This is a genomic window from Caldanaerovirga acetigignens, from assembly GCF_900142995.1.
GTDB lineage: Bacteria > Bacillota > Thermosediminibacteria > Thermosediminibacterales > Thermosediminibacteraceae > Fervidicola > Fervidicola acetigignens.
The window spans coordinates 64065-86642 of sequence record NZ_FRCR01000009.1 but is presented as its reverse complement, the minus strand read 5'-3'; the positions used below and the strand labels follow the sequence as shown (position 1 = coordinate 86642).

General features: G+C 46.2%; 25 protein-coding genes and 1 pseudogene. 23 read left to right on the top strand and 3 right to left on the bottom strand.

The features are described 5' to 3' along the window. Positions 1–6: 6 nt before the first annotated feature. Together BUB66_RS08265 and BUB66_RS08260 are read left to right on the top strand one after the other, a co-directional pair. On the top strand, positions 7–909 hold the full coding sequence (locus tag BUB66_RS08265) for a quinate 5-dehydrogenase (protein ID WP_073257469.1): 903 nt from the start codon (positions 7–9) through the stop codon (positions 907–909). Positions 910–926: 17 nt separating this feature from the next. Then, positions 927–2021, top strand: coding sequence for a saccharopine dehydrogenase NADP-binding domain-containing protein (locus BUB66_RS08260; RefSeq protein ID WP_073257466.1), 1095 nt, complete (start codon positions 927–929; stop codon positions 2019–2021). A gap of 35 nt (positions 2022–2056) precedes the next feature. Here BUB66_RS08260 and BUB66_RS08255 read toward each other — a convergent pair whose 3' ends face one another. Further along, the gene (locus BUB66_RS08255; RefSeq protein ID WP_073257463.1) at positions 2057–2314 is read right to left on the bottom strand and encodes a CPF_0552 family protein; all 258 of its coding nucleotides are present in this window, start codon (positions 2312–2314) and stop codon (positions 2057–2059) included. Between the two features lie 255 nt (positions 2315–2569). Here BUB66_RS08255 and amrA point away from each other — a divergent pair, with 255 nt between their 5' ends. From amrA to BUB66_RS08165, 18 genes and pseudogenes are all read left to right on the top strand, one after another. Then, positions 2570–3967 (top strand): AmmeMemoRadiSam system protein A, encoded by a 1398-nt coding sequence (gene amrA, locus BUB66_RS08250; protein WP_073257460.1) that lies wholly within the window; start codon positions 2570–2572, stop codon positions 3965–3967. A gap of 39 nt (positions 3968–4006) precedes the next feature. Further along, positions 4007–4999 carry an AmmeMemoRadiSam system radical SAM enzyme gene (amrS, locus tag BUB66_RS08245; RefSeq protein ID WP_073257513.1) on the top strand — a complete coding sequence of 331 codons (993 nt, stop codon included), beginning with the start codon at positions 4007–4009 and terminating at the stop codon, positions 4997–4999. 271 nt (positions 5000–5270) lie between these two features. Continuing rightward, positions 5271–5480 (top strand): 50S ribosomal protein L31, encoded by a 210-nt coding sequence (gene rpmE, locus BUB66_RS08240; RefSeq protein ID WP_066352212.1) that lies wholly within the window; start codon positions 5271–5273, stop codon positions 5478–5480. Between the two features lie 57 nt (positions 5481–5537). Continuing rightward, positions 5538–6410, top strand: coding sequence for a DUF1385 domain-containing protein (locus tag BUB66_RS08235; RefSeq protein WP_073257457.1), 873 nt, complete (start codon positions 5538–5540; stop codon positions 6408–6410). Then, positions 6404–7498 carry a peptide chain release factor 1 gene (gene prfA / locus BUB66_RS08230; protein WP_073257454.1) on the top strand — a complete coding sequence of 365 codons (1095 nt, stop codon included), beginning with the start codon at positions 6404–6406 and terminating at the stop codon, positions 7496–7498. Before BUB66_RS08235 ends, prfA begins: the two co-directional genes overlap by 7 nt. Further along, positions 7495–8367 carry a peptide chain release factor N(5)-glutamine methyltransferase gene (gene prmC, locus BUB66_RS08225; RefSeq protein WP_073257451.1) on the top strand — a complete coding sequence of 291 codons (873 nt, stop codon included), beginning with the start codon at positions 7495–7497 and terminating at the stop codon, positions 8365–8367. The genes prfA and prmC overlap by 4 nt, the downstream gene beginning before the upstream one ends. 28 nt (positions 8368–8395) lie before the next feature. Continuing rightward, positions 8396–8935, top strand: a complete 540-nt coding sequence (locus BUB66_RS08220) for a chromate transporter (protein ID WP_188092888.1) — start codon at positions 8396–8398, stop codon at positions 8933–8935. Beyond that, positions 8932–9450 (top strand): chromate transporter, encoded by a 519-nt coding sequence (locus tag BUB66_RS08215; RefSeq protein ID WP_073257446.1) that lies wholly within the window; start codon positions 8932–8934, stop codon positions 9448–9450. Before BUB66_RS08220 ends, BUB66_RS08215 begins: the two co-directional genes overlap by 4 nt. Before the next feature lie 17 nt (positions 9451–9467). Then, on the top strand, positions 9468–10511 hold the full coding sequence (locus BUB66_RS08210; RefSeq protein WP_073257443.1) for an L-threonylcarbamoyladenylate synthase: 1044 nt from the start codon (positions 9468–9470) through the stop codon (positions 10509–10511). 21 nt (positions 10512–10532) lie between these two features. Then, positions 10533–10997, top strand: coding sequence for a low molecular weight protein arginine phosphatase (locus tag BUB66_RS08205; RefSeq protein WP_073257440.1), 465 nt, complete (start codon positions 10533–10535; stop codon positions 10995–10997). Between the two features lie 46 nt (positions 10998–11043). Continuing rightward, positions 11044–11484, top strand: coding sequence for a ribose 5-phosphate isomerase B (gene rpiB / locus BUB66_RS08200; RefSeq protein WP_073257437.1), 441 nt, complete (start codon positions 11044–11046; stop codon positions 11482–11484). A 15-nt stretch (positions 11485–11499) separates the two neighbouring features. After that, a pseudogene (locus tag BUB66_RS08195) lies at positions 11500–12742 on the top strand (serine hydroxymethyltransferase). A gap of 14 nt (positions 12743–12756) precedes the next feature. Continuing rightward, positions 12757–13386, top strand: a complete 630-nt coding sequence (gene upp / locus BUB66_RS08190; RefSeq protein WP_073257434.1) for a uracil phosphoribosyltransferase — start codon at positions 12757–12759, stop codon at positions 13384–13386. Then, positions 13383–13841 carry a deoxycytidylate deaminase gene (locus BUB66_RS08185; RefSeq protein WP_073257431.1) on the top strand — a complete coding sequence of 153 codons (459 nt, stop codon included), beginning with the start codon at positions 13383–13385 and terminating at the stop codon, positions 13839–13841. The genes upp and BUB66_RS08185 overlap by 4 nt, the downstream gene beginning before the upstream one ends. A gap of 61 nt (positions 13842–13902) precedes the next feature. Further along, on the top strand, positions 13903–14934 hold the full coding sequence (locus BUB66_RS08180; protein WP_073257428.1) for a glycosyltransferase family 4 protein: 1032 nt from the start codon (positions 13903–13905) through the stop codon (positions 14932–14934). Between the two features lie 19 nt (positions 14935–14953). Then, positions 14954–16132 (top strand): non-hydrolyzing UDP-N-acetylglucosamine 2-epimerase, encoded by a 1179-nt coding sequence (gene wecB / locus BUB66_RS08175; RefSeq protein ID WP_073257425.1) that lies wholly within the window; start codon positions 14954–14956, stop codon positions 16130–16132. Positions 16133–16150: 18 nt separating this feature from the next. After that, positions 16151–17017 carry a DNA-methyltransferase gene (locus BUB66_RS08170; protein ID WP_073257422.1) on the top strand — a complete coding sequence of 289 codons (867 nt, stop codon included), beginning with the start codon at positions 16151–16153 and terminating at the stop codon, positions 17015–17017. Between the two features lie 181 nt (positions 17018–17198). Next, on the top strand, positions 17199–18428 hold the full coding sequence (locus BUB66_RS08165; RefSeq protein WP_073257419.1) for a uracil-xanthine permease family protein: 1230 nt from the start codon (positions 17199–17201) through the stop codon (positions 18426–18428). Positions 18429–18482: 54 nt separating this feature from the next. Here the strand turns inward: BUB66_RS08165 and BUB66_RS08160 are convergent, their stop codons facing one another. Both BUB66_RS08160 and BUB66_RS08155 read right to left on the bottom strand, forming a co-directional pair. Continuing rightward, complete coding sequence (locus tag BUB66_RS08160) at positions 18483–19097, bottom strand: GNAT family N-acetyltransferase (protein WP_073257417.1); 615 nt, start codon at positions 19095–19097, stop codon at positions 18483–18485. Then, a complete protein-coding gene (locus tag BUB66_RS08155) occupies positions 19060–20229 on the bottom strand; it encodes a glycerol-3-phosphate acyltransferase (RefSeq protein WP_244269800.1) in 1170 nt (389 codons plus the stop codon). Before BUB66_RS08155 ends, BUB66_RS08160 begins: the two co-directional genes overlap by 38 nt. 236 nt (positions 20230–20465) lie before the next feature. On the opposite strand from BUB66_RS08155, the gene sigI reads away from it, so the two are divergent. The 3 genes from sigI to BUB66_RS08140 all read left to right on the top strand — a co-directional run bounded on the left by sigI (position 20466) and on the right by BUB66_RS08140 (position 22561). Then, complete coding sequence (sigI, locus tag BUB66_RS08150; RefSeq protein WP_073257413.1) at positions 20466–21173, top strand: RNA polymerase sigma factor SigI; 708 nt, start codon at positions 20466–20468, stop codon at positions 21171–21173. A 4-nt stretch (positions 21174–21177) separates the two neighbouring features. Beyond that, a complete protein-coding gene (locus tag BUB66_RS08145) occupies positions 21178–22215 on the top strand; it encodes an anti-sigma factor domain-containing protein (RefSeq protein WP_073257411.1) in 1038 nt (345 codons plus the stop codon). 127 nt (positions 22216–22342) lie between these two features. Next, positions 22343–22561, top strand: coding sequence for an AtpZ/AtpI family protein (locus BUB66_RS08140; protein WP_073257408.1), 219 nt, complete (start codon positions 22343–22345; stop codon positions 22559–22561). Positions 22562–22578: the final 17 nt, after the last annotated feature.

Below are 22578 nucleotides of genomic sequence, written 5' to 3'. Positions count from 1 at the left end.
TGAACTGTGAAGCATGTGATGAGTGTGAGCTTAGGTTCGTCGAAGAGAAACCATAAGGTAAAGGTGAATATATTGGGAGAGGAATTTCTTATAGAGCGTGTGGGTACCGATGGGGACAAGCAAAAGGCGGCCGAACTCATAAGGCAGTACGATGGCAAGGTTAGCGCATTTGGCCTCGGGGGCATCGATCTTTACCTTTATGCTGGGAAAAAACGCTACATTATAAAAGATGCCGCAAAGCTGGCTGCTTGTGCCAGAATATCGCCCGTGGTGGACGGCTCGGGGCTTAAAAATACCCTGGAAAGAAAGGTCATTGAATACTTGGATAAAGAAAAAATTCTTGATTTTAAAGGGAAAAAGGTGCTTTTAGTCGCGGCCACCGATCGGTTCGGCATGGCACAAGCCCTGGAAAAGACGGGTGCATTGATGACCTACGGCGATTTAATATTTGCACTGGGCATACCCATTCCCCTCCATTCGCTAAAGGTCATAGATTTTTTGGCGAGGATACTGGTGCCGGTACTGTCAAGATTGCCCTTCGAGATGCTTTATCCTACAGGGGAAAAACAGGAAGTAAACAAATCCAGGTTCAGCAAATTTTTCGAAGAAGCGGATATCATCGCGGGGGACTTTCATTACATAAAGAGGTATATGCCCGAGAAGCTTCAAGGGAAGGTAATAATAACAAATACGGTGACCTCCGAAGACGTTGGGATGTTAAAAGAAAAAGGCGTTAAGATGCTCGTTACGACGACTCCTGAGCTAGAAGGCAGGTCTTTCGGCACCAACGTAATGGAGGCGGTCCTTGTTTCCCTTGCGGGAAAACCGTATAATGAGCTTACTCCTAATGATTACGAGGAGCTTTTAGAAAAAATAGGCTTTTTGCCGCGCATAGAGAAATTAAATTAAAAAAAGAGGTGGTTGAAATGGATAGTTTCGCATTTATAATTCATCCCATCGATACTTACGATGCGACGAGAAAATTCAAATTCATGAGGTCGTGGCCGGAAAAGGTCATAGAAGGAATTATAAAGCACCTTCCGCCGGTGAAGGTTTCTCACATAACAGGAGTAAAATCACCGTACAACGAGGTGGAAGGTTGGTTCGTAGGCTGTCCCCTTACTACCCGGCAGATGATGACTATTCCCGAAGATTTCGTGATAAAAAAGATAATAAGAGCGGGAAAGCTTGCCGAAAAGCTAGGTGCTAAGATAGTGGGCTTGGGGGCCTTTACTTCGGTAGTGGGGGATGCGGGAATTACCATATCGAAGAACTTGAACATACCCGTTACGACGGGAAACAGCTATACCGTAGCGACTGCAGTTGAGGGGGCTGTGAAGGCAGCGGAGCTGATGGGGAAGGACATAAGGGATGCCGAGGTAGTGATAATAGGTGCGACTGGCTCCATCGGGAAAGTATGCGCGGAAATTCTGGCGAAGGATGCCCGTTTTTTGACATTGGTTGGGAGGAATACGCAGAGGCTCGAAGCTATTGCCGAGAAAATCCTGCGTGAAACGGGGCTTTCGGTGCGAATTACCTCTAACGCAAAAAATGCCTTGAAGAAGGCGGATGTTGTGATTACTGTAACAAGCAGCGTGGATACCGTAATCGAAGCTGAAGACTTAAAGCCCGGCGCGGTGGTGTGCGATGTGGCAAGGCCGAGAGATGTTTCCAAAGAAGTGGCCGAAAAGCGCGACGACGTTCTGATCATCGAGGGCGGCGTGGTGGAAGTGCCCGGAGATGTGAACTTCAATTTCAATTTCGGATTCGAGCCGAAGACGTGCTATGCCTGCATGGCCGAAACCATGATACTCGCGCTGGAGCGGCGGTACGAGTGCTTTACTCTCGGCAGAGATTTGACAGTAGAGCAGGTGGAAGAAATATCGCGGCTTGCCAAAAAGCACGGCTTTAAACTGGCGGGATTCAGGAGCTTCGAGCGGCCGGTGACGAAAGAACACATAGAAAGAGTAAAGGAAAACGCAAAGAGGAATCTTGCAAGGTGGAAAGGTAGCGCTGTGTAGAAAGGCGCCGGAAGACGGCGCCCTTAAAAATTGCCTCACAAAGATAACGTTATCTTCTTGGCCTTTACCCTTTCAAGCGAGTTGAGTTCCTTTTCTAGATTTTGTATATCCTCTTCCGAACCGCAAAGCTGAAGGATTATGAGCCCCTCGTCGGAGCAGTGCCTTTCATCGACTTCGTGCAAGCCTAGGCGAACTTTGATGTTGCACCCGTACTTTGTAAGAATTTCCTGTACTTTTGGAGCCGAGTGGGTCCGATTGTCGACTAGGATTGCCATTATCGTCTTGCAATCCATAAATTATCCCCCTTTCAAAAACTGTAATTTGCTATAATATTCTTCATGTTTTTAGTTTATCCTTCTTTATACATACATTTATAAATCTTAATTTTAAGCGAAAATGAGACTAAATACCATCTGCGGGAAGTGGTATAATAAAGTATGAAAATATTTATTAAAATCGGGGGAAAATCCGCCTGCTGGGGTCCCCGCAGGAAAAGGCGGTATAAAAATAACCCAGCCCCGGTTTGAACGCCGGGCAAAGAGGCCTTTATGGGAATAGTTGGATGTTTCCTGATGCCTCATCCTGCAATAATGATTGAGGAAGTGGGCAAAAAGGAGACGTTAAAAGTTAAAAACTCTATAGAAGCTGCCCACCGAGTAGGAGAAGAAATAGTAAGGCTGAAGCCAGAGACTATAGTGATAATCTCACCTCACGGTCCGGTCTTTCAAGATGCAATCTGCGTATATGATTTTCCTTTGAAAGGAGATTTTGCAGAATTTGGAGTGCCTGAATTGACTCTTGAATTTGTGCCGGATGAGCAATTAAAGGCCGAGGTGTTAAAAAAGGCAAATGAGAAGAAAATTCCCACAGTAAAATCGAGTATAATAAATTATTCCAGATATGGTTTAAAAAAGAAGCTGGACCACGGAGTAATGGTGCCCCTTTATTTCATAACCCGCCACACTGCGGACATCAAGCTGGTGCCCATGTCCTTCGGGATGCTTCCCTACGAGGACCTTTATACTTTCGGGAAGGCCATCGGGGAAGCGGCTGAATCTCTGGATAAAAAAGTGGTGGTGGTAGCGAGCGGCGATTTATCCCACCGGCTCCTTCCCGGAGCACCGGCGGGGTTTGATCCCGAGGGCAAGGTTTTTGACGAGAAACTGATTTCTATTCTGGAGCGCTTCGACCTGGATGCCTTATATGACATGGACCAGGACCTCATAGAAAGGGCGGGCGAATGCGGCCTCCGGTCTATCTGGATAATGCTCGGGACACTGGACGGCCGTGAGGTAAAAGCCGAAGTCCTTTCTTACGAAGGGCCTTTCGGAGTGGGGTACTGCGTGGCCGCGTTCTATCCGGAAGGGAAAACCGAAAGCTGGCTGGAAAGGCTGTTAAAAAGGAGGGCCGAAGATATTAAGAAAAGGAGGGAAAACGAAGACCCTTACGTGAAACTGGCGCGCCAAAGCCTGGAGACTTACGTCAGGACGGGAAAGGTAATAAAAGTGCCCGATGACCTTTCGGAAGAAATGCTGAAGCAAAGGGCGGGAGTTTTCGTCTCGATAAAAAAGCGCGGCCAGCTTCGCGGGTGCATAGGAACTTTTTTGCCGACTAGGAAAAACATTGCAGAAGAAATAATAAGAAACGCTATAAGCGCTGGATGCGAAGACCCGAGATTTTCACCGGTTGAACCCGAAGAACTTCCCGAACTCGTCTATTCGGTAGACGTCCTCACGACGCCGGAACCCGTGGATTCGCCGGATAAGCTGGACCCAAAAAAGTACGGCGTTATAGTAAAGAAAGGAGCGAGGACTGGGCTCTTGCTGCCGGATCTAGAAGGAGTGGATACCGTGGAAAAGCAGCTGGAAATCGCCTTGAGAAAAGCAGGGATAAGGCCCGACGAGGATTATGAAATTTTCAGGTTTGAAGTAAAGAGGCACCATTGAGGCGAAAAGAGGTGTCGATCCTTGCAAGATGAGGGCAAAATGCCGATTAAAGAAGCAATGTTTTACGAGAAAGAGGAAGGCGAACTCACCCGATGTCTTCTTTGCCCCCACCATTGCGTAATCTCGCCCGGAAGGTCTGGCGCATGTAGGGTTCGAAAAAATATAAAGGGCGTGCTTTACTCCACAAATTACGGCAGGATATCTTCTTTGGGCATGGACCCGATAGAAAAAAAGCCCCTCTATCACTTTTACCCCGGCAGCTTAATCTTTTCGGTGGGCAGCTTCGGATGCAACTTCCGCTGCAAATTCTGCCAAAACTGGCAGATAGCGCAAGTGACCGAAGTTCCTACCGAGTACGTCCCGGCCGAACGGCTTATAAAAATAGCAAAAAGCCAGCCAGGAAACATCGGAATAGCCTACACGTACAACGAACCGTCGATATGGTACGAGTACGTATTAGAGTGTGTCCGGCTAGCAAAAAAGGAGGGGCTTAAAAACGTTCTCGTCACCAACGGGTTCATAGAGATGGAGCCGTTGGAGCAACTGCTTCCCTATGTAGATGCCATGAACATAGACGTCAAGGCTTACACCGAAGATTTCTACAGGGACCTGACGTCGGGGAGCCTTTCTGCGGTCAAGCGGACCGTAGAGCGGGCTCAGGAGACCTGTCACGTAGAGATAACCACCCTGCTGATCCCCGGGCTCAACGATCGAGATGAAGAAATAGAAGCCCTGGCTTGCTGGCTTTCTTCAATCCGCCGGGATATTCCGCTTCACCTCACGCGGTATTTTCCCAATTACAAGATGAACCTGCCTCCCACTCCCGTCATCACCCTGAAGAGGGCCAGGGAGAAAGCCTCGAAGTACCTGGACTACGTTTACACCGGTAACATCGCCGATGAGGTAGGCAGCAACACTTACTGCCCCCGGTGCGGGGAGGCCGTAATAAGGCGGTATGGCTACATGGTACAGGTGAAGATTCGCGATGCCAAATGCCCAAAGTGCGGTTATGAAATTTCTGTGGTAAGTTAAAGGAAAAAATGCGACAGCATTTGTCTATTTCGACGTGGTTGTATCGAGCGATGTAAAGGAGCACGAAGAACAGGGTAAAACATAAAATAATATCGGAGATAAAAAAGGTGTATCCGGGTTACAATCCTGTGATAACAGTGGACAGGGAGTACGCATGAGCGTGTTTCAAATATTTTCTACAGGACCTTGTGTTAATAAGCCGCGTATGCTATAATAACAAAGGTTAGGTTTAGGTTTGAATGTGAAAACAATTTTCTGTGAGGTGATATAAATGAAAAAGGGCATACACCCCAATTATGGTAAAGCGATCGTGAGGTGTGCATGCGGGGAGACCTTCGAGACCGGTTCTACCAAGCCCGAAATCCACGTCGAGATTTGCTCCAAGTGCCATCCATTCTTTACCGGCAAGCAGAAGCTGGTTGACACTGGCGGGCGCGTGGAACGTTTCAAGAAGAAGTACGGCATAAAGGATGAAGAATGATTAAAAGGTTAGAGTTTCAACTCTAGCCTTTATTCGTATTATAGAAAGGGAGAAAAGATGAAGAGTGAAAGACCGGCGATAGGCGGTCAGGCCGTTTTAGAAGGAGTCATGATGAGGAGCCCTAAGTACACCGCCATAGCTGTGAGGAAAGACGGCGAAATCGTAATTAAAAGGGAGGAAAACTTTTCAATTTCCGACCGGTATCCTTTCTTGAAAGCTCCGATATTAAGGGGAGCCGTGGCATTAATAGAGATGCTGGTAATAGGAGTAAGGGCGCTTTCCTATTCGGCGGGGGTAGTCTCCGATGATGAAGAAGAGCTAAGCAGCAGGGATATTTTTTTAGCCGTTGTGATGGCCCTGGCATTTGCGCTGCTCGTTTTTATCGTTTTTCCGACCGTTTTAACAAAATTCATAGCTGGAAGCATAAAGAATCCCTTTTTGCTCAACCTCATAGAAGGGCTTGTCCGCATTCTGGTTTTTTTATTGTATTTGATATCCATTTCTTCGATGAAAGATATAAAAAGATTTTTCGAATATCACGGAGCAGAGCACAAGGCCGTTCACTGCTATGAAAGCGGAGAGGAATTGACGGTAGAAAACGCAAGAAAATACACAACCCTTCATCCGCGCTGCGGTACCAGCTTCTTACTGGTGGTCATGGTTGTAAGCATTTTGCTTTTTTCAACACTGGGATGGCCGGGAATAGCGGCTCGCATTGCTTTCAGGATTTTGCTTTTTCCTGCGGTGGCGGGGATATCTTACGAATTCATAAGGTTTACCGGGAAAAGTAACACAGTCTTTGTCCGGTTACTAAGTGCCCCTGGTTTGTGGCTTCAAAGACTAACCACCCGTGAACCCGACGATTCCCAACTGGAAGTGGCTCTAGAGGCTTTGAAGTGTGTACTGTCTGGAGGTGATGGGAATTGCTAGATAAGCTGGAGTCTATAGAGAGAAGGTATGAGGAGCTCACAAGGCAGATAAGCAACCCGGAAGTTATTGCAAGGCAGGAAGAGTGGAGGAATTTGGCAAAAGAGCACGCCTCTTTGGAAGAGATAGTTTCCTGCTATCGCGAGTATAAGAAGGTCGTGGAAGAAATAAAAGAAAGCAGGGAGCTTCTTAAAGAAATTTCCAACGACCGGGAGATGGAAGAATTCATTAAAGAGGAGATAGAGCGGTTGAAAGAAAGGGAAAAGGAACTCCAGGAAAAATTAAAGATCCTGCTCTTGCCCAAGGACCCGAATGATGAAAAGGATGTTATAATGGAAATCAGGGCCGGGGCAGGGGGAGAAGAGGCGGCGCTGTTTGCCGGAGACCTTTTTAGGATGTATACCCGCTATGCCGAGCGGAAAGGTTGGAAGGTTGAGGTGATGAGCTCCAACCCTACGGAGCTGGGCGGATTTAAAGAAGTTATCTTTGAGGTGATGGGGAAAGGAGCATACAGCCGCCTGAAGTACGAATCCGGCGTCCACCGGGTGCAGAGGATACCGGTGACCGAGGCCGGAGGGAGAATCCACACTTCCACGGCCACGGTGGCGGTGTTGCCGGAAGCCGAAGAGGTGGATGTGGAAATAAATCCTAATGAGATAAGAATAGATGTATTCAGGTCTTCGGGTCACGGCGGTCAGTCAGTGAACACCACCGATTCGGCGGTAAGGATAACCCACCTTCCCACGGGGATTATAGTTACCTGCCAGGACGAGCGGTCACAGCTTAAAAATAGGGAAAGGGCCCTTAAGATATTGAGGGCAAAGCTCCTGGAGATAAAAAGGAAAGAACAAGAAGAAAAGATAGCCCAGAGCAGGAGGAGCCAGGTAGGTACGGGAGACAGGAGCGAGAGGATAAGGACTTACAACTTTCCGCAGGGGAGGGTTACCGACCACCGCATAGGCTTTACGACGCACCAGCTGGAGAACATATTGGACGGGGAACTGGACGAACTGATAGAAAGGCTGATCGCGGAAGATCAGGCAAAGAAGCTTGCCGAGGCCGACGGCGATGAGATGAGGGCGGTTCAATGAACGTCGTTGAAGGTTTAAGGTACGGCCGAAAAGTACTCCTCGAGGCGGGGGTCGAAAATCCTTTGCTTGATGCAGAGGTAATACTTTCTCACGTGCTCGGGGCAAGGCGGATGGACCTGTACCTTGAACCTCAAAGAGAGCTGAAAGAAGAGGAAATCAAAACCTACAAGGCCTTGATAGAAAAGCGGAGTTCGCGGATTCCAGTGGCGTACATTACCGGGAAAAAGGAGTTTTTTACCCTGGAATTTTTCGTGAAAGAAGGGGTATTGATTCCCCGACCGGAAACCGAATTTTTAGTGGAAGAAGTTCTAAGCCGTATTTCAAACATAAAAACGCCCAAAGTGGCAGAACTATGCTGCGGAAGCGGAGCTGTAGCAATATCTATAGCTTTTTTTAAAAAGGACGCTATGGTGTACGCTTCAGACATATCGGAAATAGCCGGGGAAGTGACCATGTTGAATGCTGCCAAGCACGGTGTGGAGGACCGGGTTCGCTTTTTAATTGGGGATCTCTGGCAACCTTTCGAAAAAGAGGGGCTAAAAGGATTTGACGTGGTGGTGGCGAATCCCCCTTATATCCCGTCCAATGAACTGGAAAACCTGTCCCCAGAGGTAAAAAAAGAGCCGAAAGTGGCTCTGGACGGAGGTCCCGACGGGCTGGATTTTTACAGGCGCATAATTACAAGGGTTCCCAAATTTTTAAAATCCAGGGGAAGTATCGTCCTGGAAATCGGCAATAACCAGCGGGAGAGGGTCTGTAGTTTCCTCAAAAAGGAATGCTTTGAGGATATCAGGATTATAAAGGATTACAGCGGCTTTGAACGGGTGATAGCCGCATCACTACATGCTGGAGATGGGAAAAGTGAATGAAAAAATACCCTTTCGCAAGCTCTTTTTTATGTTTTGGGCTTTCTTTAAGATAGGGGCTTTCACCCTCGGGGGCGGGTTTGCCATGATTCCTCTCATGAAAGAGGAATTTGTGGATAAATTGAAGTGGCTCAAGGAAGATGAATTTCTCGACATAATCGCGGTATCCCAGTGTGCTCCGGGAGCTGTCGCCATAAATTCTTCGATTTACATTGGGTACAGACTTTACGGGCTTTTGGGTGCGGCTATTGCCGTTTTGGGAACGGTTCTTCCGTCCTTCCTCATAATTTTGGCAGTTGCTTTGCTTTATGCAAAAATTAGGTCAATGCCGGCAGTTCAAAGGGCTTTCAGGGGAGTATATCCCGCCCTGGTGGTGCTGGTTATGAGCGCCGCCATTAATCTCTGGAAAGCGGCCTTTAAAAACTATGTCGATATGGGTATAGCCGCAATCTGCCTGGCAGCCTTATTTATATTCGATGTGCATCCCGTTTTTACCGTTCTTGCCGCGGGAATTAGCGGAGTCCTTTTTGATTTGAGGAAGGAACACGGAGAAGAGGGCGATATCGGGTGATATTAATAAAGCTTTTTTGGGCTTTTTTTAAAATAGGCCTTTTTAGCTTCGGCGGCGGCTACGCTATGATACCTTTCATCCAGAGGGAGATAATAGATATAAACGGCTGGCTTACCCTCGAGCAATTCATGGACATAATCGCCATATCCCAGATGACCCCAGGACCTATTGCGGTCAATGCGGCAACTTTTGTTGGATATAAGATTGCAGGCTTATTAGGTTCGGTGTCTGCTACTTGTGGTGTGGCCGCTCCTTCGGCAGTAATCATTATTACATTGGCTTTCCTGATAAAAAAATACAGGAGCCTAAAATGGGTGGACCGCTTTTTTTTAGGGGTGAGACCAGCGGTTATTGCTCTGATTGTAAATGCCGCCTACTCGCTGGGCAAAAATTCCATAACGGGCATAAAGGATGTATTTATAGCCGTTCTGGCTTTGCTGGGACTTTACATGTTTAAGATAAATCCCATTTTGTTGATAGTTCTTGCTTCCTTTTTAGGAATTTTGCTAGGCTGAGCGGGGAAAGTGATGCTATGGAAACGAAACTGATTAAAGTAAATCCTAAAGAGCCGGATTTAGAATGCATAAAAATTGCCGCAGGCGTCATAAGAGCCGGGGGACTTGTAGCCTTTCCGACAGAAACGGTATACGGCCTTGGGGCAAATGCCCTTGATGAGGATGCTGCCCGCAAAATATATAGTGCCAAAAACAGGCCTCAGGACAATCCGTTAATCGTCCATATATCATCTCATAAAGAAGTGGAAGGGCTTGTTCGCAATATGCCGCCTGAAGCTCGAATATTGATGGAGAGGTTCTGGCCCGGCCCCCTCACACTGGTCCTCGAAAAGTCGAATAAAGTTCCGTACAGTACTACAGGGGGACTCGATACGGTTGCGGTGAGAATGCCGAGACATCCTGTGGCCTTAGCGCTCATAAAGGAGTCGGGAGTGCCCATAGCCGCTCCGAGCGCCAACATATCGGGAAAGCCGAGTCCCACCACTGCCGAAGACGTTTACGAAGACATGGCTGGGAGGGTGGACGTAATACTGGATGGGGGCCCGTGCGAGGTCGGCGTGGAATCTACGGTCCTTGATTTGACAGGTGATGTCCCAGTGATTTTGAGGCCAGGCGGAATTACCCGAGAGGAATTGGAAGAAGTGATAGGCAGGGTGGAACTGGACGCAGGTCTTTTGCCCGGGCAGAAGCCCAAATCGCCCGGCCAGAAGTACAGGCATTATTCGCCGAAAGCCCCTATGATTGTGGTAGAGGGCCCGATTAAGGCCCAGATTAAAAAAATTTCTGAGATGGCAAAAAAGCTTTCCGTCGAGGGCAAGAAAGTGGGCATAATGGCCACCGCTCAGACGCGCATGTATTATAAAATAGGATATGTGATTTCCGTTGGGGATAGAAATGCACCTTTGACCATTTCGGCAAACCTTTTTTCCGTGCTTAGAAAATTCGACAGGATGGGGGTAGACCAAATACTGGCAGAAAGTATTCCGGAAAGTGGCCTTGGCCTTGCGGTCATGAATAGGCTTCGAAAAGCCGCAGGGTATAATATAATTAAGCTCGAATGATATATTGGGAGGCGTCAGGTTATGAAGAAAGTGCTTTTTGTGTGCACTGGCAATACCTGCCGCAGCAGCATGGCGGAGGGCCTTTTTAGAAAAATGATAAAGGAGCGCGGCAAGGAAGGGGAAATAGATGTGGATTCATGCGGGATAGCCGCCGTCGTGGGAATGCCCGCGTCTCCTCAAGCCGTAAAGGTTATGAAGGATATCGGTGTAGACATTTCCTCGCATAGAACAAAGACCCTTTCCGAAGAGCTTCTAAAGGCCGACCTTATACTCACCATGACGAAAAGCCACAAAGATTACATTGTGAATAAGTTTCCCCATACGAAGGGCAGGGTCTTTGTCCTTGCCGAGTTTGCCGAAGACGAAGGCGACGAAGGGGTGGATATTGCAGATCCTTACGGCGGTGATGAGGATACTTACCGCCGAGTGGCACAAGCGCTGAAGGAGCAGCTCGAAAAGGTTCTGGAAAAGCTGGACAGGGGTTGATGGTTTTAAATATAATAATGTAGTGAGCGCAAAGGGGGAAAGTGCAATGAAAATAGCCGTAGCCAGCGACCATGGCGGATTTGGTTTGAAAGAGGAGATTATCAAATTTTTGGAAGAGAAAGGCATAGAGTACGAGGATATGGGTACCTTTTCCGAAGAGCCGGTGGATTATCCCGATATCGCATTTAAACTCGCCGAAGCGGTTGCCCGCGGTGAATACGACAGGGGTATTTTGATTTGCGGGACAGGTATAGGAGTTACCATAGCCGCCAACAAAGTAAAGGGAATCCGCGCTGCTTTATGCCACGACGTGTATTCGGCAAAGATGTCCAGGCTTCACAACAATGCCAACGTCCTGACCATGGGAGGAAGGGTAATAGGCCCCGGCCTTGCCAAAGCTATAGTGGAAGAATGGCTCAAGGCGGAATTTGAAGGAGGACGTCATAAGCGGCGGATCGACAAGATAAGCTCTTACGAAAATCGATAAAAGAGGAGGGTTTTTATGGGAGTTTTGAAGGTGGTAGATCCCGAGGTTGCGGAGGCAATAGAAAACGAATTGAGACGACAGCAAAATCACCTGGAGATGATAGCCTCAGAAAATTTCGCAAGTAAAGCGGTAATGGAAGCGCAGGGATCGGTGCTGACTAACAAGTATGCGGAAGGGTATCCCGGCAGAAGGTATTACGGGGGTTGCGAATTCGTGGATGTAGTGGAAAATTTGGCTAGAGAAAGGGCTAAGAAGCTATTTAGCGCTGAACATGCAAACGTCCAGCCCCACTCAGGTGCCCAGGCCAATACCGCTGTATACTTTTCAGTGCTGAATGTCGGAGATAAGGTCATGGGGATGAACCTTGCACATGGGGGTCACTTAACCCACGGAAGCCCTGTGAACATTTCGGGGAAGTATTTCAATTTTATTCCCTACGGTGTTTCTAAAGAAACCGGATTTCTGGATTACGAAGAACTGGAAGCTCTGGCAGAAAAGCACAGGCCGAAAATGATAGTGGCAGGAGCAAGCGCCTACCCGCGGATTATTGATTTTGAAAGGATAGCCGAAATTGCAAAGAAAGTCGGGGCGTACCTGATGGTAGATATGGCCCACATTGCAGGTCTTGTGGCTGCAGGATTGCACCCAAATCCGGTGCCGGTATCCGATTTCGTGACCACCACCACCCACAAGACCCTGCGGGGCCCCAGGGGCGGAATGATACTGTGCAAAAAGGAATATGCCCAGGCTATAGATAAGGCAGTGTTTCCAGGAATTCAAGGAGGGCCTTTGATGCACGTCATAGCAGCCAAGGCGGTGTGCTTTAAAAGAGGCTGACACGGAGGAGTTCAAAAAATACCAGGAGCAGGTTGTAAAAAATGCAAAAGCCTTGGCTAAGACATTGATGGAAAGGGGATACAACCTGGTATCTGGCGGGACGGACAACCACCTGATACTGGTAGACTTGAGAAATAAAGGCTTGACAGGGGCTGAAGCAGAAAAACTGCTCGATGATGTAGGCATAACGGTGAACAAAAACGCTATACCTTACGACCCAGAAAAGCCCAATGTCACAAGTGGGATAAGGATAGGCACTCCTGCTTTAACTTCGAGGGGCATGAAGGAGAGCGAAATGGAGCAAATAGCCGAACTCATAGACATTACCCTCACTTACCGGGATGATGAGATAAGAAAGGCAAAAGTGATGAAGGCTGTAAAAAGCCTTTGCGAAAGGTTTCCGCTTTATTCGAATATTTAGAAATGGGGGATAGAATGAAAAACGTTTACGTGATAGACCATCCATTGGTACAGCATAAGCTAGCCCTTATTAGGGATGAAAGGACAGGTGCGAAGGAATTCAGAGAGCTTGTGGAAGAACTGGCGATGCTGATGGCCTATGAGGTAACCAGATATTTACCGCTCGAAGATGTGGAGATAAAGACTCCAATAGGGCCATGTAAAGCGAAGATGATTTCAGGCAAAAAACTGGGGGTCGTCCCCATACTCAGGGCAGGCCTTGGAATGGTCAACGGCCTTTTAAAGTTAATCCCTGCTTCGAAAGTGGGCCACATCGGCCTTTACAGGGACCCTGAAACCCTAAAGCCTGTGGAATACTACTGCAAATTGCCGGCTGACGTTGGGGAAAGGGAACTCATAATCCTTGATCCGATGCTCGCCACGGGTGGTTCTGCGATTATGGCCGTAGACCTGTTAAAAGAAAAAGGCGCAAACAGCATAAAACTGATGTGCCTTATTGCAGCGCCGGAAGGCATAGAAGCCCTTCACAGAAAACATCCGGATGTAGACATATACACGGCCGCAATCGACGAACGCCTCAACGACCACGGCTACATAGTTCCAGGGCTTGGAGATGCCGGCGACAGGCTCTTTGGCACAAAATGAAAAAAGTAGAAAGGCCACCCTGGGATGACTATTTTATGGAAATCGCCAGGGTGGTAGCAAAAAGGTCCACCTGCCTCCGGCGAAGGGTAGGAGCTATAGTCGTTCTGGAAAAAAGGATACTTACCACAGGTTACAACGGAGCGCCGACCGGCCTTGCCCATTGTTATGAAGTAGGTTGTTTGAGAGAAAAAATGAAAGTACCTTCCGGGGAAAGACACGAACTTTGCAGAGGGCTACACGCCGAACAGAATGCCATAATCCAGGCGGCAGTATGGGGGATAAGCATAAGAGGCTCCACTTTGTATGTGACATGTCAGCCCTGTGCCCTTTGCGCCAAGATGCTCATAAATGCGGGGATTAAAAAGATTGTGTACGAGGGAGAATATCCTGACGAATTGGCGATGAAACTGCTTTCAGAGGCGGGAATCGAGGTTGTAAAGTATAAGCGAATTTGACAAGAAAGGATTTATGGAATAAAATTAAAAAAGCAAGTTTGGCGTAAAGGGGCGTTATAAAATGCCGTTGTACATATACGCATTTATAATGTCGATGGCCTTATCTTACATGGCTACACCGGGGGTTATAAAATTGGCCTGGAAGATGGGCGCCGTCGATATACCGAAGGATGCCCGGCGGGTTCACAAAAAACCCACGCCGAGATTGGGAGGACTTGCCATTTTTGCAGCTTTTACTGCGGTAGGATTGATTACATTGCCACTTGAGCAAAGTTCCTTCCGCGGCATGTTGATAGGCGGAGCCTTCCTGGTATTGGTGGGCGTGTTAGATGACATTTATGGGCTTCCTGCAAAAGCAAAGCTCTTGCTTCAAACGGTTGCAGCTTATATCCTTGTGGCTTTCGGGCTGAAGGTAGAGTGGGTGACTAATCCTTTCGGAGGGATGTTTTATCTTGGCAAGTGGAGCATACCGGTTACGCTGTTTTGGGTTGTGGGCATTACCAATACCTTGAATTTCATCGACGGACTCGACGGACTGGCAGCAGGAATCGCAGTCATAGCATCTGTGACGATGATGCTAGTCGACATAAGCTTGGGCCAACTGAACACAACATTAGTTACAGCATTGCTTGCGGGAGCTGCTTTGGGATTTTTGCCGTACAACTTCAACCCCGCAAAGATATTCATGGGGGACACTGGAGCTATGTTTCTGGGATATATCCTGGCTGCGGCAGCCGTAGATGGGGCTGTAAAGAGTGCAACGGCCATAGCTCTTATTGTTCCCATCTTAGCGCTGGGACTTCCCATCTTTGATACGGCCTTTGCTATAGTTAGGAGGCTCATCAAAGGAAGGCCTATAATGCAGGCCGACAGGGGACATATCCATCATCGACTGCTGGATGTGGGGTTTTCCCATAGACAAGCTGTCATATATATGTACCTCATGAGCCTGGCGCTGGGACTATGTGCGGTATTGCTAATATGGGTTGGTGTAAAGCAGGCTTTCCTGATGCTTGCTATTTTTCTTGCTCTATTTTTACTGGGAGGAAGGCAGTTCATTATCTCGCAAGACAAAAAGTCTGAAGGATTATAGTTAAAAAGGGGAGCGAGCTTTGGAAAGGATAAAAGTTTTGACGGTATTTGGAACCAGACCTGAGGCCATAAAAATGGCCCCATTGGTGCAGGAACTCAAAAAGAGCGATTATATTGATTGCAAGGTGGCCGTTACAGCTCAACACCGCCAGATGCTCGACCAGGTGTTGAGCCTTTTTGATGTAAAGGTCGATTACGACCTGGACATAATGGAAGAAAGGCAGAGCTTGTTTGACATCACCGTAAAGGCGCTTTCCGGGTTAAGGGATGTGCTAAATGAGGTAAGACCCGACTTAGTGCTGGTGCACGGCGATACTACTACGACGTTTGTTGGAGCTCTTGCTTCCTTTTATCTGCATATCAAGGTGGGACATGTGGAAGCGGGATTGAGAACCCACAACAAGTGGCTGCCCTTTCCAGAGGAAATGAACCGGAAGATTACAGGAGCTCTTGCGGATCTTCACTTTGCGCCGACAATGACGGCAAAGATGAACCTAATCAATGAAGGAGTTGACCCCAAATCTATTTTCGTTACAGGAAATACAGTAATAGATGCATTGAAAACTACCGTGAAAAAAGACTATGTATTCAAGCAACCGGTCCTCAATTCGTTGAAATTCGAGAAAAATCGCGTGATACTTGTAACCGCCCACAGGAGGGAGAACCTGGGGAGACCCCTTGAAGAAATATGCCGGGGGCTTCGGGACGTGGTGGAGCGCAATCCAGATGTTGTTCTCGTTTATCCCGTACACTTGAACCCTGCGGTCCGTGATACGGCTTATAGCATACTCAAAAATAGCGAGAGAATAATACTCCTTCCTCCACTTGATACCGACGAGCTGCACAACCTGATGGCCAGATGCTACATGGTCATGACTGACTCGGGAGGCTTGCAGGAAGAAGCGCCTTCCTTGGGGAAGCCTGTATTGGTGCTGAGAAACGAGACAGAACGACCTGAGGCTGTTAAGGCAGGCACTGTGAAGGTGATAGGAACAGCAAAAGAAAATGTGCTAAAAGAAGCAGAAATACTCTTGAAAGATGAGACTGAATACCTCCGCATGGCGAATGCTGTGAATCCCTACGGAGATGGATTTGCCTCAAAGCGGATTGTAGAGAGTATCCTGTACTATTTTGGAATGTCAGAAAAAAGGCCGGAGGAGTTTAGGCCGGAACGGGCTTCCGGAATGGACTGTTCCTGAAGGAGTTGAGGCAAGGATATGCCGGATTTGCCTTCGGAAAGGGTTTATAAGGTAGGGGGAAAAATTACCCTCTATCTTGAGGATTGCTTATTGGGTATGAGAAAATACTTGAAGCAGGAAGAAGTGGACGTGGTTGTCACTTCCCCGCCTTACAATATAGGCATACGTTACAACAGCCATTGTGACAACATGCCGCGAGAGCAATATTTGGACTGGTTGGAAAAGGTATCTGTTGAGATTAAGAGGGTGCTGAAAAATGACGGTTCTTTTTTCCTAAATATAGGTGGAAAACCGAGCGATCCATGGATACCCTTAGATGTAGCGCAAAGGCTCAGGAAGCATTTTGAGCTTCAAAATGTTATCCATTGGGTAAAATCCATCGCCATCGAAAAAAGTTCTGTCGGCAAATATCCCGCCATATCCGGTGATGTGGCAGTAGGTCACTATAAACCCATTAAGGGAAAGCGCTTTTTACACGACAATCATGAATACATCTTTCACTTTACAAAGACCGGAAAGGTTGAGCTTGACAGACTTGCCATAGGAGTGCCCTATCAGGATAAGTCAAATATAGGACGATGGAAAAGCGCAAAGCAAGACAAGAGATGCCGTGGGAATACCTGGTTTATTCCGTATGAAACCATAAGGGATAGGGAAAAACAGCGCCCGCATCCATCTACTTTTCCGGTTACCCTCCCGGAAATGTGCATAAAACTCCATGGGGTTGAGAGGACCAAACTTGTCCTGGATCCTTTTATGGGAATCGGGACCACGGCGATCGCCTGTTTAAAGTTGAATATAAGTGCAATCGGATTTGAAATAGACGAAGAGTATATGAAAAAAGCACTGGAACGGCTCTGGTCCTTTGAAAATTTTAAGTATTGACTGTAACCCTGCTATGTGTTATGATTCTACAGGAAAAGTTATGAGCCTTTAAACTGGTCCTGTGAGGCTAGTAAGGCGTAGGGAAAAAAAGCCTTTCTCTGCCTGACAGAGAAAGGCTTTTTTTATAAGGAAGCCCCTGCTGCCTTACAACAGGGGCTTTGATTTCGAAAGGAGGAAAAGTGTGAAAGAATTGACTGCAAATTCAAAGGAACTATCAGGGCCTTTAAAAGAGGAAGACAGAATATCGCTGTTACAGCTTCTAATCCTGGGACTTCAGCATACCTTTACAATGTTTGGGGCTACTGTGCTGGTTCCGCTTCTTACCGGACTGGATGTCGGTGTTGCACTTTTCACTGCGGGGATAGGCACACTATTTTTCCATCTTGTGACGAAAAGAAAAGTGCCGATCTTTTTGGGTTCGTCCTTTGCATTCATCGCCCCTGTAGCTCTTGTAGTAAAGCAGTGGGGCGTTCCGGCAGCTCAAGGCGGCATTATAGTCGCAGGGCTTTTGTACGTAGTAATGGCCATCTTGGTCTACTTTTTGGGAAGGGAATTTATGGAAAGACTTCTTCCTCCCATAGTAACAGGGCCGATAATAATGGTAATAGGTTTGAATCTTGCGCCGGTGGCGGTTCAAAGCGCGTCCAAAAACTGGACCATTGCATTAATAGTGCTAGCCACGGTTATGGTAGTGAGCGTTTACGGAAGGGGATTTTTTAAACTCGTGCCCGTTTTGGTGGGGTTGATCGCAGGCTATGTTGCATGCTTGATATTCGGGATCGTTGACCTAAAACCTGTGCAGGATGCGGCTCTTTTTGCGGTGCCGAATTTCACAAGGCCCGAATTCAACCTTGCCGCTATAGGGTTGATAGCTCCGGTAGCCGTAGCGACGATGGTGGAACACGTAGGTGACATGCTGGCGGTGGGCGCAACGGTGGGTAAAGATTTCGTCAAAGATCCGGGACTCCACTTGACCTTGATAGGTGACGGTATAGCTACGTCCTTGGCCGGACTTTTCGGTGGGCCTGCCAATACCACATACTCCGAAAACACTGGGGTTCTTGCTCTTACCGGTGTTTGGAAGCCTCAGGTGATGAGGGTGGCAGCTTTTATCGCCATCCTGCTTTCGAGCTTTCAAAAGCTTACGGCTTTAATCAGGACGGTTCCTGAACCGGTTATAGGAGGCATATCCATAATCCTGTTCGGCATGATAGCAAGCATAGGAGTTAGGACTGTTGTGGAAAACGGCGTAGATTTTAAAAAGACTAGAAACCTGATAATTGCAAGTATTATCCTGGTAGTGGGAATAGGGGGAGCGGTAATCAACTTCCCAGGAGGGGTTAAACTGGGTGGTGTAGGTCTTGCTGCGGTTTTGGGCATTATATTAAACCAATTGCTTCCGAGAGAATAACGTATATGTCCCGAGAGCAATGTATCTCGGGACATATTTTTTTTAAATTGCCCTTTATAATTCTTTCACCATTATGAGCCAATCGCCCTGTAGGTCTTTTGCTTTTCCTACCTTTTGAAAGCCGTACTTTTCGTAAATCGAAAGTGCAGATTTGTTGTCAGGTCTTACTTCCAGTTTTATTTTCTTGATTCCCATGCACTTTATATATTTAAGGCCAGCCTCTAGCAGCTTTTTACCTATGCCTTTCCCGTGGTGCGATGGGTGGACGGCTATGGAAAGGAGCTGGGCTGTTTTTTCTGTGGAAATCTCAAACTTCAAATAGTACAGTTTATTCTTGACTACCTTATAAATTGTCGCAAGTCCAATGCCGTATATTCCCCTCAGAGCTTTTGCCGCTATCTTGAAAATGAATCCGGAAAAAATCGCCTTTACCCAAAGCCTCCTCACATCATCCGCCATTATTATGTACCCGCATACCTCGCCTTCATTAAGGGCTACCATAAATCCACCATTGAAGGTCTCCATAAGAAGCCCGAAAAAATCTTTAAAAGCCTCCCTTACATTGGAGATATCGGGTGTAAAAAAGGTGATGCTTTTATGGAAGGCGGCGCAGAATATATCAACCACCGCCTCAATGTGCTGGATTTTGGCTGTCACTATCCTCACCATTGTCCTCAGTCCTCATCAATTCAGATAAGAATATCATTTCATCAACGGTTACGAAATCATAACCTTGAGCTTTGAGTTCGTCTATCACGAGGGGAAGGGCTTTTACGGTATTGGTTCTGTCGCCGCCTTTAAAAGAAACTATATCCCCGCTGTCGTGAAAAAGTATTATCGAACCTGGCCTTACGTGGCGCAAAACGTTAGAGACAATACTTTGAGGAGGAAGTTCTGCCCAGTCCATAGCCGATACATCCCAGAGCACCACCGTATAGCGCTCCTGCCTCAGAAACTTAAGGGCATAAGTAGAATATACTCCTCTTGGCGGTCTGAACAAGGTAGGCCTTATCCCGGTAGCTTTAAAAATCGCTTCCTCGCCCCTTTTAATTTCTTTCCGTGTAGCGGCGGCCGAGAGAGGAATAAGGCTCTTGTGGGAATAGGTGTGGTTTCCGATAGTATGACCTTCCTTTGTTATTCTTTTTGCAATTTCCGGATACTGCTGGGCATTCTTGCCTATGAGGAAAAACGTGGCTCGAACGTCCTTTTCCTTTAATATATCTAGAATTTGCGGCGTATATAATGGATCAGGGCCATCATCGAAGGTAATTGCTACATACTTAAAGTGCCCGGGTCCGTGCCGTATTAGATCTTTTTGGACTCCAAAGCCTTTATAGACGTATTTGTTGAAAAAAAACAGGGCACATGCGAAAAACAGCAAGAAGGCAAAGGCTACCCTTGTCAAAAACCGGGGTTTTATATATTTTTCAAGTGCCGGCGGTAGAAATTGGACAATTAGAACCCCGAAAGTGAAAAAAGACATAAGTATATAAGCGTCGCTTTTGAAAAACTTTAGTGCCAGTATGGGTATTAGAAACGAAGTTGCAAAGACCGCATCTTCGTAATCACGAAAAAGGAATTTTAATAGTAAAAAGAAGAAAAGCAGAATAATGCCTAAAATTGGCGACATAAAAGTTAAAATCCCCAGGCTTAAAACTTCGGCAGAACCTCCTTTAAAACCTCTAAAAATAGGTCTGGATTGTCCTAGTAAAAGTCCAGCCGTTGCAAAAAGGTATGAAAGGCCAGAATGAGAAAAAATACCGGCAAGTCTCAGAGCGAGGTAACCTTTTGCAAAATCCACAAAACAGGATGCAGACTTATTTTCCGTGAAAAAAAGGCTTGCTAAGAGAAAAGACAATATGCAGGGAATCCAGAAGATGTACATTTTTCAACGTTCTACCTCTCTTTGCGGTTAATAATTTTTATATTTCAAATCCTACCAAATGAAAAAAGCAAAATCAACGGGCCTTTGACTTAATAACTGCGGAAATTTTTGCTATAATTTAAAAGAGTTATTCTCATTATGCGGAGGTAGCCATGAATCAACCTTCAATAAATGAACGAGTAATGGCGATTAAGGGAAATATGGACAATATAAGTCTATTCATAGAAGAATACAAGCCCTTTATAGCATCGGTTGTCGAAAAATGCATAGGGCGCCGGGTTGAATACGGCATAGACGATGAGCTAAGTATAGCGATGATTGCCTTTAACGAAGCTATTCAAAAATTTGACATTAATAAGGGCAATTTCCTAGCCTTTGCGAGAAATGTAATAAAAAACCGGCTCATAGATTACTACAGGAAGGAAAAAAAGAGTTCAGATGCTTTGATTTATATCTGGCACAGTGCGGATGATGAGGAGGAAATCGAACCGGAAATAGGTGCCGAAGAATCCATAAAAAAACACCGGGAAGACGAGGCAAGTCGATTAAGGAGGCTTGAAATACTGGAGATTAAAGAAGAACTCGGCAAATGGGGGATTTCCTTTTTGGATGTTGCAAAAAGCTCTCCTAAACAGGAAGGTACTCGAAGGGTTTATCTTCAGGTTGTAGATTACATTATGTCGTCTCCCGAAATTTTGAAGACTATAATGGAGAAAAAGTATCTGCCCATAGAAAAAATTGAAAAAGCCACAAAAATACCCAGAAAGAAGATAGAGCGCGGGCGAAATTATATAATAGCGGCGGTCGTAATCCTTTCGGGAGACTATAAGTACATAAAAGATTACATAAAATGGAGGTAAAAAGGTGAAGGCTGTTATTGTAGATATTCAGCGCGACTACATTATAGTTGTCAATAAAAAAGGCGAGTTCATAAAAGTGCAAAATAAATATAAAGACAGGCAGATTGGAGATGAAATAGAAATCCGCGAGATAGATACCCGCAAGTTATTTAAAAAAATAGCATCCATAGCGGCTGCTTTGGTAATAGTTTCGGTCCTTGCGGGATACGCGATGGCTTTTTACCGGCCAGTGACCTACGTCACGATGGATGTGAATCCGAGCATAGAAATATCACTAAACAGGTTCGACCGGACAGTGGACGTCATAGGTTTAAATGAAGACGGAAAGCGATTGGTAGGAAACGTTAAATCTTATAGGGCTTTGCCTGCAGAAAAAGTTATGGAAACACTGCTTGAAAGGGCCAGAGAGCAAAAGTTCCTAAACCCGGAGTCGGTGGTAATGATTACGATATCTAACTTGAAGGACGAGAAAAAGTTGGCTCTTGGGAAAAAACTGGAACAAACTGCAATGAAGGAATTAGAAAAAATTAAAGGCGAAGTCGGCATTTCCGTACAGCAGGAAGATAAGAACAAAGTTGAACTTTACGTGCAGCATTCCTCCATAAAATTGCACAATGAGGCAAAAAAACTTGGAATATCCGAGGGCAAACTATTGCTTTATGAGAAGTTGAAAGAAAAGGGCGTCAATTTGGAGCTGGAGAACATAAAAAAGATGCAAGTTAAGGACTTAATCAAAGAGCTGAAGTTTACCTCAGTAAACGACGAGAAAGAAGAGGACAAAGATAAAATAAGAAAGACGCCTCAAAAACAGACACTGCCAGATGAAGTCAAAAAAAAGAAAGAATACCCGGCTATTGGAAATTATAATGATGAAGTTGTGAAAGCGAAAGATGAAGAAATAAGTGATGGGCAAGAAGCACGGGTTGACAAAAAAGTAAATGATGCAGAGCAAAGCAAACAGCGGGAAAAGCCGGAAAAAAAAAGAGCACTTCAGATAAAGGGAAAATCTAATAATAACCCTGGAAATCAGAAGAAAAATTAAAAGATTGTGATACGGTTCACAAAAGTTACTGAAATTGAGATTAAAAAGAAGATAGCATAAGAAATCGATTGTAAGTTTCCAATCATCTGGTTTGAATTTTTTTTTGCTATATTGTATAATTACCACTATGAAAGATATAAGATTAGTTCAACATATTGCACTTTTGACTCAAATTGGCTTGAATATGGCCTTGCCTATCCTGGGTGGCGTATATTTCGGAGCCTATTTGGACAGGAGGCTTTCGTCAGGCAGCCTTTTTTTGATTTTAGGAGTACTGTTAGGGGCTTTTTCAGGCGCGATGAGTGTATATAAACTTTTGACGTTAGAGTTCAAAAAAAAGAAATAATTTATTTTATCATAGGG

Bases quoted from the DNA above. Each gene is read 5' to 3' on its own strand.
- rpiB (WP_073257437.1), top strand. From the start codon at position 11,044: ATGAAAATAGCCGTAGCCAGCGACCATGGCGGATTTGGTTTGAAAGAG.
- rpmE (WP_066352212.1), top strand. From the start codon at position 5,271: ATGAAAAAGGGCATACACCCCAATTATGGTAAAGCGATCGTGAGGTGT.
- BUB66_RS08180 (WP_073257428.1), top strand. From the start codon at position 13,903: ATGCCGTTGTACATATACGCATTTATAATGTCGATGGCCTTATCTTAC.
- upp (WP_073257434.1), top strand. From the start codon at position 12,757: ATGAAAAACGTTTACGTGATAGACCATCCATTGGTACAGCATAAGCTA.
- BUB66_RS08220 (WP_188092888.1), top strand. From the start codon at position 8,396: ATGTTTTGGGCTTTCTTTAAGATAGGGGCTTTCACCCTCGGGGGCGGG.
- BUB66_RS08210 (WP_073257443.1), top strand. From the start codon at position 9,468: ATGGAAACGAAACTGATTAAAGTAAATCCTAAAGAGCCGGATTTAGAA.
- amrS (WP_073257513.1), top strand. From the start codon at position 4,007: ATGCCGATTAAAGAAGCAATGTTTTACGAGAAAGAGGAAGGCGAACTC.
- BUB66_RS08255 (WP_073257463.1), bottom strand. From the start codon at position 2,314: ATGGATTGCAAGACGATAATGGCAATCCTAGTCGACAATCGGACCCAC.
- BUB66_RS08235 (WP_073257457.1), top strand. From the start codon at position 5,538: ATGAAGAGTGAAAGACCGGCGATAGGCGGTCAGGCCGTTTTAGAAGGA.
- prmC (WP_073257451.1), top strand. From the start codon at position 7,495: ATGAACGTCGTTGAAGGTTTAAGGTACGGCCGAAAAGTACTCCTCGAG.
- BUB66_RS08260 (WP_073257466.1), top strand. From the start codon at position 927: ATGGATAGTTTCGCATTTATAATTCATCCCATCGATACTTACGATGCG.
- BUB66_RS08185 (WP_073257431.1), top strand. From the start codon at position 13,383: ATGAAAAAAGTAGAAAGGCCACCCTGGGATGACTATTTTATGGAAATC.
- BUB66_RS08205 (WP_073257440.1), top strand. From the start codon at position 10,533: ATGAAGAAAGTGCTTTTTGTGTGCACTGGCAATACCTGCCGCAGCAGC.
- amrA (WP_073257460.1), top strand. From the start codon at position 2,570: ATGGGAATAGTTGGATGTTTCCTGATGCCTCATCCTGCAATAATGATT.
- BUB66_RS08160 (WP_073257417.1), bottom strand. From the start codon at position 19,097: ATGGTGAGGATAGTGACAGCCAAAATCCAGCACATTGAGGCGGTGGTT.
- BUB66_RS08140 (WP_073257408.1), top strand. From the start codon at position 22,343: ATGAAAGATATAAGATTAGTTCAACATATTGCACTTTTGACTCAAATT.
- sigI (WP_073257413.1), top strand. From the start codon at position 20,466: ATGAATCAACCTTCAATAAATGAACGAGTAATGGCGATTAAGGGAAAT.
- BUB66_RS08170 (WP_073257422.1), top strand. From the start codon at position 16,151: ATGCCGGATTTGCCTTCGGAAAGGGTTTATAAGGTAGGGGGAAAAATT.